This is a genomic window from Empedobacter brevis NBRC 14943 = ATCC 43319 (genome assembly GCF_000382425.1).
Taxonomy (GTDB): domain Bacteria; phylum Bacteroidota; class Bacteroidia; order Flavobacteriales; family Weeksellaceae; genus Empedobacter; species Empedobacter brevis.
The window spans coordinates 190,714-203,621 of sequence record NZ_KB908291.1; the positions used below are offsets into that span (position 1 = coordinate 190,714).

Genomic DNA, 12,908 nt, shown 5'->3' on the forward strand with positions numbered 1-12,908 from the left:
AAAAAAGACCTCATAATTGAGGCCTTAAAGTTAGTTATAAATTTTTGTTTTGTTCTGCTGCATCGCCAACCATATTTCGAATGACGCCGGGGTTTGAATGTTTTTTCTTCATTCTTAAGTTTAAAAACTCAACTAAAACAGAGAATCCCATTGCAAAATAAATATACCCTTTCGAAATGTGTTGATCAAATCCTTCTGCTAATAATGAAACACCAATCAATAATAGGAAAGACAATGCTAACATCTTAACAGTAGGATGGTCGTTCACAAATTTAGAAACAGCACTTGCTGAAAGCATCATAACAGCAACAGCTATGATAACGGCTACTATCATTACTTCGATATGCTCTGCCATACCAACAGCTGTAATAACAGAATCTAATGAGAAGACAATATCCAAAATTAAAATTTGAACAATAGTTCCTGCGAAAGAATGTACTTTAATTTTTCCGTTACTCTCTTCAACTCCCTCAATTTTATGGTGAATTTCTACTGTAGACTTATAGATTAAAAATAAACCTCCGATTAATAAAATTAAATCTCGTCCGGAAATTGCTAATTTTTCAAGCCATTCTGTAGAAGTTATTCCGATCCATTCTCCTATATTAAATAAAGGAGTGGTTAAACTCATCACCCAACTTAAAGAAAATAAAAGCAATACACGTGTAAACATGGCTAAAAACAAACCGAGTTGTTGTGCTTTCTTTTGTTGATGTACAGGGAGTTTCCCTGATAAAATAGAGATAAAAACAATATTGTCAATTCCTAAAACGATTTCCAACATTGTCAAAGTAAACAACGCAATTAATGCATCTGGCTGTAAAAAAATACTAAAATCCATTGATAAATTTTGATGCCCGAAAATACAACGAAGAATAATAATTAAACTTCACGAAATAATTATTTAATGTTAATTTAATATTAACTATTATTGAACTTCATTTGTTGACGAATAAATCATTTAAAAACTTTATCATAATCTAGAATTAAACTCTATTTTTGCGAAAAAGGTTTCATGATTTCAAAGGTTCAACTTCGGTTGCAGTTTCTCGTACTACTTTGGGGATTTACGGGTGTTTTTGGAAAATTAGTAACAATGAGTGCATTGCCAATGGTTTGGTACCGTGTACTAATTGCTGCGGTGGTAGTTTTCTTCTATATGAAATTTAGAAAAATGGATTTCGGTGTATCGAAGAATGAATTGATGAAATTACTTGCAATTGGAGGAATTGTAGGAATACATTGGTTTACATTTTATTTATCCATCAAACTTTCTAATATTTCCATTGCATTAAGTACGTTATCTATGGGAGCGCTCTTTAGTGCTGTTTTGGAACCTATTTTTTTTAAAAGAAGAATAAATCTCCTCGAAATTATTTTAGCAATTATTGTTTCAGCTTGTGTTGCAGTTATTTTTAATGCATCGCCGGAAGATTATAAATTGGGAATTATTATAGGAATTTTATGTAGTTTTTTATCCGCTTTATTTGCTGTTCTGAATTCGACGCTTCCTAAAACAATTAAGCCGACCAAAGTAACGTTATTTGAAATGATAGGTGGTTTTATCACACTTTCTTTGATTATGGTTGTTTTTCAGCCCGAAGCAATTTCCGAAGTTATTCATATAAGTTGGTCAAACCTAGGGTGGTTAACTTTACTTGGTGTAATTTTTACGGCTTTTGCTCAAATTGAATCGGTTGATTTACTCAAACATGTAAGTGCTTTTACACTGATGTTGAATGTAAATTTAGAACCTGTATATGGCATCATTTTGGCAAGTCTTATTTTTGGAGATTCAGAACATATGACTCCTGTTTTTTATATTGCTACAGGCGTAATGTTACTTTCAATCATTATGAATGGAATCTTAAAAACACGATTTTCTAAATAATTTGATGTCAAAAAGACGTATTTGTTTTAAGAAACCGTTATCATTTAATATCTTTGCTTCGATTGAAAAGTAAACCATAATCACATGATTCACTCTATAATTACAGGGGTTGGGCATTATGTTCCCGAAAGAGTTGTAACAAACTTTGATTTAGCTGAGGTAATGGATACCAACGACGAATGGATTCAGGAACGAACAGGTATTGTTGAAAGAAGACATATCGAACCAGATTCTAAAATTTCGTCTACAGATTTAGGTGTCATTGCGGCTAGAAATGCGTTAGAAGATGCAGGAATCACTGCTCAAGATATCGATTTTATATTATTTGCAACATTATCTCCTGATTATTATTTTCCGGGAAATGGTGTATTGGTTCAAAAAGAATTAGGCTGCCGTACTATTGGAGCAATGGATATTCGTAACCAATGTTCTGGTTTTGTATATGCAATGTCTACTGCAGATGCTTTTATCAAAGCAGGTATTTACAAAAACATTTTGGTCATTGGAGCAGAAGTGCATTCTTTTGGATTAGATATGTCTGATGAAGGACGTGGTGTTTCTGTTATTTTTGGTGATGGAGCAGGTGCGGTCATTGTTTCGGCATCTGAAGAAGAAGGTAGGGGGATACTATCAACCAACTTACATTCGGAAGGAGAATATGCAGAAGAATTGGCGGTTACTTTCCCTGGAACAAAAAAAGGTTGGTCAGATGAATTATTGAAAGAAGGGAATACGTTAACAAAGAAAGAAATTTACCCTTACATGAATGGAAATTATGTTTTCAAACATGCGGTGACTCGTTTTCCTGAATCTATAGTTGAAGCTTTAACTGCTGCAAATAAAAAACCGGAAGATTTGGATTTATTTATTCCACATCAAGCAAACTTGCGTATTTCTCAATTTGTTCAAAAACAATTGGGATTACCAGATGAAAAAGTGTATAATAATATCATGCGTTATGGAAATACAACTGCAGCATCTATTCCTATTGCTTTGAGTGAAGCAAAAAAAGAAGGGAAAATTAAAAAAGGAGATTTAGTTTTGATGACTGCTTTTGGAGCAGGGTTTACATGGGGGTCAGTTTTAATGAACTGGTAAAGTGAGATTAGAACCAGTTGAATCATTTTTTAAAAGAGGAATTTTTATTTAATAGATAAAATACATAAGCAAAAGCCTGATGAAATTTCATCAGGCTTTTGCTTTTAGATATTATATATTGTTATTTTTTAAATTCTTCTGCGGTCTTACGAATAACGGCTAAACATTCGTGTAACTGTTCTTCGTTCATAACAAGAGGAGGAGCAAATCGGATAATATTTCCGTGTGTAGGTTTTGCTAATAAACCATTGTCTTTCATGGCAACACAGAAATCCCAGGCAGTTTTAGAGTCTGGTGTATCGTTAATTAAAATTGCATTTAATAAACCTTTTCCTCGAACAGATTTAAATAAAGGAAATTCTTCGGCCATTTTTGTGATTTCAGCTCTGAAAATTTGCCCCAATCTTTCAGCATTATCAGCTAACTTTTCATCCAATACGACTTGTAAAGCTTCCATGGCAACAGCAGCAGCTAATGGATTTCCTCCATAAGTAGAACCGTGCTGACCAGGCTTTATCACATTCATAACGTCATCATTAGCTAAAACAGCTGACACAGGATAAACTCCTCCGGAAACTGCTTTCCCTAAGATCAATAGATCTGCATCAATATTTTCGTGATCAATAGCTAACATTTTTCCTGTACGTGCAATACCGGTTTGAATTTCGTCGGCTATAAACAAAACATTATGTTGTTTACACAATTCTTCACAAGCTTTTAAGTAACCATCAGAAGGTACATTAACGCCAGCTTCTCCTTGAATTGGCTCTACTAAGAATCCACAAATCTTATCTGCCTTTTCTTCCAGAATTTGTTTTAAAGCTTCAACATCGTTGTAATCTACCGCAACGAATCCGCTTGTATAAGGATTGAAATTCTTACGGGCATCTTCATCGTTAGAGAAAGAAATAATTGTTGTCGTTCTCCCATGGAAATTATCTTTACAAACGACAATTATTGCTTCTCCAGCAGGAATACCTTTCTTTTCGTATCCCCATTTACGTGCAATTTTTAAAGCCGTTTCTACTGCTTCGGCTCCTGTATTCATCGGTAAGATCTTATCAAAACCAAATAATTCAGTGATAAATTTTTCAAATTTTCCTAATTCGGCATTGTAAAACGCTCGAGAAGTCAATGTTAACTTTTCTGCCTGTTCTTTTAGTTTGTTAATGATACGAGGATGGCAATGTCCTTGATTAACAGCTGAATAAGCTGATAAGAAATCATAATATTTTTTACCATCAACGTCCCAAACATAGATACCTTCACCTTTTTCCAAGACAACCGGAAGTGGATGATAATTATGTGCTCCGTACTTTTCTTCTAATGCGATTAATTCTGCTGATTTTTCCATGTAATGATTTATTTTGCTTGTTTGTATTCTATTTTCATAAAAAAACCGACAAATGAGGTCGGTTATATATTTTTAATAATCTAAACTTTTTTCAATTAATTGAATATCTTTTCCAAAGAATTTTTTTGCAACTTTTATAATATTGTCTGTATTGACAGATATAAAAAAAGTGTATTGCGGATTTGCATCTTTAGAGGCCAGTTTACCTTCTTTAGCCAATTGGTAGATAACTTGATTCACAACAATTAAAGGAGAATTGACAATATCTACTTTGCCCTCAAATAGTTGATTGATTTCCTTTTCGAGATGTGTATAATGTGTACATCCTAAAATAATTGAATCAATTCCTTCTAATTTTTTGTTCAATAAATACGTTTCTAAAACGGCTTTCGAAATGATTGAATTTGTAAAACCTTCTTCAATAACAGGAACCAAAAGCGGTGTCGCCATTTCGACAACATGAATATGTTTATTTCTACGGCGAATGGCTTTTTTATAAGCACTCGAATTAACCGTTGCTTTGGTTGCTATTATACCAATTTTTTCACGTAATTCAAACGAAACTTTTTCTGCAACAGGAGAAATGACATCAATAACAGGAATGTCTTTCCCTGCAGCTTCTCTAATCTCTTTCAACGAATTAGCAGTTGCAGAATTGCAAGCAACCAGAATTGCTTTGCAGTTATTTTCTTTCAAAAAATGTGTAATGCTTACCGAAAATTGTGTAATTTCTTCTTTCGATTTTTCTCCGTAAGGTAAATTTTGAGTATCACCAAAATAGATTAAACTTTCAGTTGGAAGCAGACGTTTTATTTCTTTAGCAAACATCAAACCGCCAACACCAGAGTCAAAAACACCAATTGGTCTGTTATCATTCATATCACAAATTTAACAAATTAATCGACGTAAAATAATCTTGAAGCAATTCCGTCTGCGAAAAATTTTGCTTCAGGTTTCAAAATAATTTTATTTTTTCGTTTTTCAATAAGGTTTTCATTTAATAAATGATTGATTTCTAAGTAAAACGAATCAATTAATGGTTGAGAAAATTCGGAATTTATTCGATTTAAATCTATTCCATAAATTGTTCTTAAACCTATCATTATCATCTCATTAAATTGCTCTACTTCATTTAATAGTTCAATTTCTTGCGGTAAACTATTTTGTTGAATAGATTGTATGTATTTCGAATTATTTGCAATATTCCAAGCGCGAGATTTTCCATTGTAAGAATGAGCAGATGGACCAATTCCTAAATAAGGAATTCCTTTCCAATAATTGGAATTATGAAGTGAAAAATAATTTTGTTTCCCAAAATTTGAAATTTCATATTGGATAAAATGATTCGCTGTTAATGTATCCACCAAAAGTTGAAACTGCTCACTTTGACGTTCTTCATCAATTGGTTTTGTCATCCCTTTTTTGATCTGATGATCTAAAGCTGTTTTTTCTTCGACTGTTAAAGCATAAGAAGAAATGTGTGGAATATTTAAATCAATGGCTTTTTGAAGGTTTTTGATCCACATTTCATTTGTTGTCGTTGTAGAACCGTAAATTAAATCAATGGTAATATTTTCGAATCCGAAATCTTGTACCATTTTGATTGAGCTTTCAGCTTCTTTTGCATTATGAGCTCTGTTCATTAAACGTAAATCTTCTTCAAAAAAAGATTGAATTCCAATGGAAAACCGGTTTATAGGAGTAGATTTTAAGAAATGTAGTTTTTCTTGATCTAAATCATCGGGATTTGCTTCAAGTGTAACCTCTCTTAAATGCTGTGTTGAATAATATTTCTCTATGGTTTCAAAAATACTTTCCAATTCACTTTTAGATAGGATAGAAGGTGTTCCACCTCCAAAATATAAGGTTTCAAGAGGCTGAGAAATTTCATCTTTTCTCATCTCAAGCTCTTTATTAATAGCTTCTACCAGTTTTGATTTGGAGTGAAGATTTGTCGAAAAGTGAAAATCACAATAACTACATTTTTGTTTGCAGTAAGGGATATGAATATAAATTCCTACCAAAATTTTTAATTATAAGGCAAAATTAGGCGGAATAACTAATCTAAAAAAATTGAATTTTAAAAAAATAAAAATTAATAGAAGATCGTATTGGATTTGTAAATAATTCTTATATCTTTATATCGAAAATAAAATACTATGAATAAAGGAACTGTAAAATTCTTTAATGAAGAAAAAGGATACGGATTTATTAAAGAAGATGAAACAGGAAAAGAGTACTTCGTACACGTTTCTGGTTTGACAGACAAAGTAGCTCAAAATGATAAAGTATCATTTGACTTAGAACAAGGAAAAAAAGGCATTAATGCCGTTAATGTGAAAGTAATCTAATTAATATATTATCTCAACATATTTCTTGTAAGCGACCAAATTCGGTCGCTTTTTTTAATTGTAATATTCGTATAAATAATCAATTACCCGGTCTTTATGCGATGCATCTTTTGGTTTATAGACGATTCTAATAATTCGATTATTTTCATCAAAATGATAATGAGTATCTGCTTCATAACCCGTTTCGATGTATAATTTATCATTTATTCTTTTGATTTCTCCGTTGATATCATCTCTAATTTTTACTTTAATTGGGAAAAATTGTTTTTCAGAATTAAAATTGTAAATACGATCGTTCATATGATCATTTTCAATAAAACTATAAGTCGTATTGTTTAGAAAAGTTTGGTTGACTGTAAAATAATATTTTTCTTGATCATAGAAGTAATCCTCAGAAATAAGAAATAGATTCTTATTTAATTTGTAGGTTTTTATAGAATAAGAATCGTATACATATAAGGTATCGTCTTGGTAAAAAACAGGCGATTCGGTGTGGTAATCATTGGTCGATTTTCCGATGATATTTCTTATCAAATCTTTTTCATATTCAAAAACAGATTCATAGCGGTAGTTTTTATCATTTAAATCATCAAAAACGACTTTGGTTGGTCGGCCTTTTTCATCAAAAAGGATTTCTTTTAACCGGTCATTATCAATATCAAAATTTGTTTTGTAAGTCACCCGTTTTACATTTTTGAAATTAAGGTTAAAGAAAATACTTTCTTCCTGTAAGTGATATAAAATTTGTGTAATGACATTCTGAACAAAACGATTTGAAACCGGAAGAGAATTTTCTGTTGGGGTATCGATAAAATCAGTTGTAAAAGAGGCTAGCTTTTGATTAAACTCTTCAATGTAAGATGACCGAACATCTAGATTTAATATATCCGAAAAATACGCTGAAGATTGAAGGATATGCTCATAAATAATTGGTTTTTCTTCAAATTTACCACTCCAGTAAATCACTTTCTGCGGAGAGTCTTCATACGAATATTTGAGAACAGTTTTAAATCGGTTCAAAAACTTAATTTCTGTTGTTTGGGTTATACAATCAACATGTATATTAAAATTATTCTTCAACTCTTCCTGCTCTCTTTTTGCAAGAAAATCATCATTTGGAATTGAGGCTTGAATATTTAGGACAATAAAAACAGGGCGTCCTGCTTTGTATGTATATCCTTTATTGGTCAATTTATCAGTTTGCTCTTTTTTGTTAATCGTTTCATAAAAAACAACATTGTTGTTATCCTCAATTTTTTTTTGCGCAAAAGAAACGGAAACATAAATGGTGAAAAGTAAGGTTGTAATTTTTTTCATAGTACTTTTAAAATCGGTTTACTCAAATTCTTTTGTTTCATAAAACTGAGCATCATTAAGTAAACTATTGACAAAATGATACAATCTTCCCAATTGAAATTTCGCTAAATGATGTCCAAACAAACTTGCCGAATAGGTACCTAATGCTAATAATAGCGCAAATGGAATACTCCAAACCCATGAACTTTCTCCTTGTACAATGTATTCAGAAATTGCATAACAGCCTAGTGTTAAAATAACCGCTCCACTCAATCCATACAGAAAAGCAAAGAATGTCCAGATACTTGGCTTAGGCCCAATAATTCCTCTTACAACTAAATAATCCGGATGATCTTCATCTTCTTCAATACGAATTTGTAACTGCGGATGCCAATATTTGTCTTTGTCTTTTCGAACACGAATCATAGCCACTTCTTCATTTGCATATCCGCCATATTCATGCGAATTATCGATCAAATGCTTTTTAATCAAATCAATAAACTCTTGTTTTGACAGGAGAGTGTAAACCTTGAAACGAGGTCGGCTTAGAAGAGATTTAATTGGAACTTTTTGGCTCATATTCTATAACTTTCTTTAAATTTACAATAAATGTTTAGATTATGACAAAAATCATTTCTGATACCTATCAGAAGATCTACGATATTGTTCGGGAAATTCCGGAAGGTAGAGTTTCTACTTATGGATTAATCGCAAAATATATAGGAGAAAAATTTTCTGCTCGCGTTGTAGGTTATGCTATGAATCATGCACATAGTCAAGAAGATATTCCTGCACATCGAGTGGTTAATAGAAACGGTTTGTTGACAGGGAAACATCATTTTAATCCATCTAGTTTGATGCAGCAATTATTAGAAAATGAAGGAGTGGAAGTAAAGGATGACAAAGTGGTAAACTTTAAGAAAATTGTCTGGGATCCGAACGAATCTCATTAAAAACTGTAACGAAATCTACTTTCTTCTTACTAATTTTACAAATCAAATGATATAGAAATGGAATTTTTATTACAAGCCGAAGGTTTAACACGAAAATATAAAGATAAAGTTGCACTGAATAATTTTAGTATCAACATTCCTCAAGGTTCAATTTACGGGCTTTTAGGACCTAATGGTGCAGGAAAAACAACATTTATCCGTATTGTGAACCAAATTACAGCTCCTGACAGTGGTACGATTTTACTAAATGGAGAACCTTTGACAAAAAAATCAATTGGCCAGGTTGGTTATATGCCGGAAGAAAGAGGTTTATACAAAAATATGAAAGTTGGCGAACAAGCACTTTATTTCGCTAAACTGAAAGGGCTTTCTTCTGCTGAAGCAAAAAAACGGACCGAATATTGGTTTGAAAAGCTTGGAATGATGTCTTGGTGGAACAAGAAATTGAGCGAATTGTCGAAAGGTATGGGACAAAAAGTTCAGTTTGTCATTACTGTTATTCATAATCCTTCTTTGTTGATTTTTGATGAGCCTTTTAGTGGTTTTGATCCTGTAAATGCGCAAATAATTGCCAATGAAATTTTGGAATTGCGAGAAAAGGGAACAACAATTATTTTTTCTACACACCGAATGGAATCAGTTGAAGAAATGTGTGATCATGTCGCATTGATAAATCAAGCCAATAAAGTGTTAGACGGAACAATAGAAGAAGTAAGAAATCAATTCAAAACAGGTAAATTTTCTATTCAATTGGATGAAATTCCTGCCGATAATCTTCAGATTTTGACAAATGAATTTGAAATTTCTGATGTTAGAAATTTTAATCAAAGAACCGAATTTAATCTATTATACAATAAGGATACTCCAACCAATGATATTTTACAGAAATTAATGCGAGTTGGTCAAGTTCATCAGTTTAGAGAGGTTATTCCGTCAATGAATGATGTGTTCTTAGAAGCTGTTAAACAAAGTTCAATACCTAATTTTTAAGCGAATTAAATGAAAAATATATTTTTAGTTGCCCAAAGAGAGTTTTTCTCTCAAGTAAAAAATAAAGCATTTATTGTCATGACTTTTCTTTCTCCTTTGTTGATTGTCGGAGCGGGAGCGGTGATTTTTTTCCTGAGTTCGGCAAATAATTCTGAAGTGAAAAATATTGCAATTGTGGATGAGAGTTCAGAGTTCGTGACATCGTTTAAGTCTAGTAAACAAATGATGTTTAGTATTTATACACCTCAAGAATTAAAATCAATTAAGGATACATTAAAAGGAAGCGAATACCTGAATGCGATTCTTCATATTCCAAAAAATACAGACGGAAAGTATGAAAATATTGAGAAAAATACAGAATTAATTACCAATGGAAATCTTGGAATTACAGACCGTGAGAAACTTTCGAGAATTATTAGTGATAAAATAGAGAAAGAAAAACAAACGAAATCAGGGATTGATAAAACAGCGTTAGAAGCATCCAAATCTCGAGTAAATCTGAATGTATTTAATGTTTCGGATGGAAAAGAAGATAAAGGAATGGAACTTAAAATAGCGTTGTCAATGTTCTTAACGTACATCATTTTTATGTTTGTAATGATATATGGTGTGAAAGTAATGCGCTCTGTTGTTGAAGAAAAAAATAACCGTGTTGTTGAGATTATTATCTCTTCTGTAAAACCATTCGAGTTGATGATGGGGAAAATTTTAGGAACAACAATGGTTGCAGTAACGCAATTTGCGATTTGGATTGCAATGACAATGGGATTATTGATTTTGTTTCCTGTAATTGCAGCATCAAGAATGGATATGTCTCAACAAATGATGAATCAAGCTCAAATGGCTGAATCTAATCCGGATATGATGCAAAAAGTAACCGAGATCAGTGAAGTTTTATTGACATTCAATTACCCTCTTATTATTTTTGTATTTGTAGCCTATTTCATTTTAGGATATTTATTCTACAGTTCTGTTTTTGCTGCAATTGGATCAGCAGTAGATAACGATACAGATACACAGCAATTTACTTATTTTCCTTTGGTTCCAATGATGATTGGTCTTTATGGAAGTATGACAACGTTTGAAAATCCTGATGGACCAGTTGCTTTTTGGTTATCAATGATTCCATTAACATCACCCATCTCTATGATAACGAGAGTGCCGTTCGATGTTCCGGTATGGCAGCTGGCATTGTCTCTGTTTCTACTTTTAATCAGCACAATTTTTATGGTATATATTGCAGGAAAAATATATCGAATAGGAATTTTGATTTATGGTAAAAAACCAACAGTAAAAGAAATGATTAAATGGATTAGTTATAAAAATTAAAGACAAAAAAACGAATGAGAGATCATTCGTTTTTTTGTGATTTTAAACTTACTTTTGATGTAAAATATGACAATATGATTAATTCGAATGATAGACTATTAGTGATTAGTACAAGTACAATTCACGGTTATAGTTTTTTAGAATATATAAAAGACGAAATCAAAGAATTTATAAATTCTGATGAGATTGTCTTTGTGCCTTATGCACGACCTTCAGGAATTTCATATAATGACTATACACAGCATGTACAAGATGCCTTACAAGATGTTGGAATTTCAGTGAAGGGATTACATACTTTTGAGAATAAAAAAGAAGCAATTCTACATGCAAAAGCTATTTTTATTGGAGGTGGAAATACATTCTTATTACTTAAAACTTTGTATGAACAAGGTTTAGTAGAAGAATTGAGAAAGGCTGTACACCATGGAGTTCCATATATTGGAACAAGTGCAGGAAGTAATTTAACAGGTTTAACGATTGGAACGACGAATGATATGCCTATCGTTTATCCACCAAGTTTTGACGCTTTACAATTTTTGCCTTTTAATATCAATCCACATTATTTAGATCCTGATCCTGATTCAACTCATAAAGGAGAGACAAGAGAAACCCGAATCAATGAGTTTCATCAATTCAATCATCAAGCTGTGATTGGTCTAAGAGAAGGAAGTTGGTTAAGAGTGGAAAATGGAGTAGTGGAATTGAAAGGAGAATTATCGGCCCGAGTTTTCAGAAGAAATGAAGCCCCGTTAGAAGTTAGTTCCGGAATTTTGAAAGAAGATCTTTACAGTTTATAAAAAAATCCTCACCATTGGTGAGGATTTTTAGTTTTATTAGATTGAAATTGATTACAACCATTCATCATCATCTTCCGAATCTTCTAATTCGGCATCGATGAATTGAATGTAAAATGCTACAATTTCTCCTTTTTCATTGTATCCGAAATAAGCAGGGTAGATTCCTTCTCCAAATCCGGCTTGAAAAATTGGTGATTTGAATTCTGTGTTTGGAATAGTCCAATTGATCCAATCTCCCTCTTCTGATTGATATTTTGGATTATTTTTTGCATTTTCTACAAATAAAGCATTGAAGTAATCGTCATATAAATTAACATCAGCTTTGCTTTCAAAATCATCAATGAATTTGACAAAAGATTCTTTTGCTTCAGCATCTACAATAGTTGCTAAACCACTTTCAATAGAAAAACCAAAATATTCCCCTTCTTGTAATTCCTCAATTAACTCGATTCCTTTCATTGCCTCTTCATAACGAATAGGTGTTTCGCCAGTAAATGCAACTTTGATACATCCGATCAAGTTTTCAACTTCACCGTCATCTTCAAATTTTACAATGCTTGCGGTTACAGGAAAATTACCTTTTGGTGTTTCAAGAAAGTAAGGGTCTTTGTCCATAGATAAATATTCTCCCAAAGGATCATTCACAAAGATTTTTCCTGAAGGCAAAGAAACTTCTCCCATTTCAATTTGGTCAATCTCAACACCACCAATTTCTTTCTCAGTAAAATATTTTTCTAAATCGTTAGGAGCTAATGTAAACTCACGTTTAGATTCCCATGTTTTTAACCATTCTGCTGTTGGTTGCATATCTTATTGTTTTAAAGTGCTACAAAATTACATTAAATAATG

14 protein-coding genes are annotated in these 12,908 nt (G+C 32.1%); 7 read left to right on the top strand and 7 right to left on the bottom strand.

The window, feature by feature from the left end; genetic code table 11:
- Positions 1-34: 34 nt before the first annotated feature.
- Positions 35-841 (bottom strand): TerC family protein, encoded by an 807-nt coding sequence (locus H277_RS0100915; protein WP_019973678.1) that lies wholly within the window; start codon positions 839-841, stop codon positions 35-37.
- Between the two features lie 174 nt (positions 842-1,015).
- Between H277_RS0100915 and H277_RS0100920 the strand changes: the two genes are divergently transcribed.
- Positions 1,016-1,891: a DMT family transporter gene (locus tag H277_RS0100920; RefSeq protein ID WP_019973679.1), complete on the top strand. Its 876-nt coding sequence runs from the start codon at positions 1,016-1,018 to the stop codon at positions 1,889-1,891.
- Positions 1,892-1,975: 84 nt separating this feature from the next.
- Complete coding sequence (locus tag H277_RS0100925) at positions 1,976-2,989, top strand: 3-oxoacyl-ACP synthase III family protein (RefSeq protein WP_019973680.1); 1,014 nt, start codon at positions 1,976-1,978, stop codon at positions 2,987-2,989.
- 121 nt (positions 2,990-3,110) lie between these two features.
- Here H277_RS0100925 and rocD read toward each other — a convergent pair whose 3' ends face one another.
- The 3 genes from rocD to hemW form a co-directional block, all read right to left on the bottom strand.
- The gene (rocD, locus tag H277_RS0100930; protein WP_019973681.1) at positions 3,111-4,343 is read right to left on the bottom strand and encodes an ornithine--oxo-acid transaminase; all 1,233 of its coding nucleotides are present in this window, start codon (positions 4,341-4,343) and stop codon (positions 3,111-3,113) included.
- Between the two features lie 72 nt (positions 4,344-4,415).
- Complete coding sequence (murI, locus tag H277_RS0100935) at positions 4,416-5,222, bottom strand: glutamate racemase (RefSeq protein ID WP_019973682.1); 807 nt, start codon at positions 5,220-5,222, stop codon at positions 4,416-4,418.
- Positions 5,223-5,239: 17 nt separating this feature from the next.
- Complete coding sequence (gene hemW, locus H277_RS0100940) at positions 5,240-6,367, bottom strand: radical SAM family heme chaperone HemW (protein ID WP_019973683.1); 1,128 nt, start codon at positions 6,365-6,367, stop codon at positions 5,240-5,242.
- Positions 6,368-6,502: 135 nt separating this feature from the next.
- On the opposite strand from hemW, the gene H277_RS0100945 reads away from it, so the two are divergent.
- Positions 6,503-6,694: a cold-shock protein gene (locus H277_RS0100945; RefSeq protein WP_019973684.1), complete on the top strand. Its 192-nt coding sequence runs from the start codon at positions 6,503-6,505 to the stop codon at positions 6,692-6,694.
- A gap of 54 nt (positions 6,695-6,748) precedes the next feature.
- Here the strand turns inward: H277_RS0100945 and H277_RS0100950 are convergent, their stop codons facing one another.
- Together H277_RS0100950 and H277_RS0100955 are read right to left on the bottom strand one after the other, a co-directional pair.
- Positions 6,749-8,011 carry a hypothetical protein gene (locus H277_RS0100950; RefSeq protein ID WP_019973685.1) on the bottom strand — a complete coding sequence of 421 codons (1,263 nt, stop codon included), beginning with the start codon at positions 8,009-8,011 and terminating at the stop codon, positions 6,749-6,751.
- Positions 8,012-8,029: 18 nt separating this feature from the next.
- Positions 8,030-8,569 (bottom strand): hypothetical protein, encoded by a 540-nt coding sequence (locus tag H277_RS0100955; RefSeq protein WP_019973686.1) that lies wholly within the window; start codon positions 8,567-8,569, stop codon positions 8,030-8,032.
- A 41-nt stretch (positions 8,570-8,610) separates the two neighbouring features.
- Between H277_RS0100955 and H277_RS0100960 the strand changes: the two genes are divergently transcribed.
- The 4 genes from H277_RS0100960 (at position 8,611) to pepE (ending at position 12,059) form a co-directional block, all read left to right on the top strand.
- Positions 8,611-8,943 carry an MGMT family protein gene (locus H277_RS0100960; RefSeq protein ID WP_019973687.1) on the top strand — a complete coding sequence of 111 codons (333 nt, stop codon included), beginning with the start codon at positions 8,611-8,613 and terminating at the stop codon, positions 8,941-8,943.
- A 57-nt stretch (positions 8,944-9,000) separates the two neighbouring features.
- Positions 9,001-9,933, top strand: a complete 933-nt coding sequence (locus H277_RS0100965; RefSeq protein ID WP_019973688.1) for an ABC transporter ATP-binding protein — start codon at positions 9,001-9,003, stop codon at positions 9,931-9,933.
- Positions 9,934-9,942: 9 nt separating this feature from the next.
- Positions 9,943-11,262 (top strand): ABC transporter permease, encoded by a 1,320-nt coding sequence (locus H277_RS0100970; protein WP_019973689.1) that lies wholly within the window; start codon positions 9,943-9,945, stop codon positions 11,260-11,262.
- 74 nt (positions 11,263-11,336) lie between these two features.
- Positions 11,337-12,059, top strand: coding sequence for a dipeptidase PepE (gene pepE / locus H277_RS0100975; RefSeq protein WP_026357332.1), 723 nt, complete (start codon positions 11,337-11,339; stop codon positions 12,057-12,059).
- A 51-nt stretch (positions 12,060-12,110) separates the two neighbouring features.
- On the opposite strand, the gene H277_RS0100980 is transcribed toward pepE, so the two are convergent.
- Complete coding sequence (locus H277_RS0100980; RefSeq protein WP_019973691.1) at positions 12,111-12,866, bottom strand: DUF4241 domain-containing protein; 756 nt, start codon at positions 12,864-12,866, stop codon at positions 12,111-12,113.
- Between the last annotated feature and the right edge of the window lie 42 nt (positions 12,867-12,908).

Coding starts and splice junctions, on each gene's coding strand:
- H277_RS0100970 (WP_019973689.1), top strand. CDS start 9,943: ATGAAAAATATATTTTTAGTTGCCCAAAGAGAGTTTTTCTCTCAAGTA.
- H277_RS0100920 (WP_019973679.1), top strand. CDS start 1,016: ATGATTTCAAAGGTTCAACTTCGGTTGCAGTTTCTCGTACTACTTTGG.
- H277_RS0100965 (WP_019973688.1), top strand. CDS start 9,001: ATGGAATTTTTATTACAAGCCGAAGGTTTAACACGAAAATATAAAGAT.
- H277_RS0100980 (WP_019973691.1), bottom strand. CDS start 12,866: ATGCAACCAACAGCAGAATGGTTAAAAACATGGGAATCTAAACGTGAG.
- rocD (WP_019973681.1), bottom strand. CDS start 4,343: ATGGAAAAATCAGCAGAATTAATCGCATTAGAAGAAAAGTACGGAGCA.
- H277_RS0100950 (WP_019973685.1), bottom strand. CDS start 8,011: ATGAAAAAAATTACAACCTTACTTTTCACCATTTATGTTTCCGTTTCT.
- H277_RS0100925 (WP_019973680.1), top strand. CDS start 1,976: ATGATTCACTCTATAATTACAGGGGTTGGGCATTATGTTCCCGAAAGA.
- H277_RS0100955 (WP_019973686.1), bottom strand. CDS start 8,569: ATGAGCCAAAAAGTTCCAATTAAATCTCTTCTAAGCCGACCTCGTTTC.
- pepE (WP_026357332.1), top strand. CDS start 11,337: ATGATTAATTCGAATGATAGACTATTAGTGATTAGTACAAGTACAATT.
- H277_RS0100915 (WP_019973678.1), bottom strand. CDS start 841: ATGGATTTTAGTATTTTTTTACAGCCAGATGCATTAATTGCGTTGTTT.
- murI (WP_019973682.1), bottom strand. CDS start 5,222: ATGAATGATAACAGACCAATTGGTGTTTTTGACTCTGGTGTTGGCGGT.
- H277_RS0100960 (WP_019973687.1), top strand. CDS start 8,611: ATGACAAAAATCATTTCTGATACCTATCAGAAGATCTACGATATTGTT.
- H277_RS0100945 (WP_019973684.1), top strand. CDS start 6,503: ATGAATAAAGGAACTGTAAAATTCTTTAATGAAGAAAAAGGATACGGA.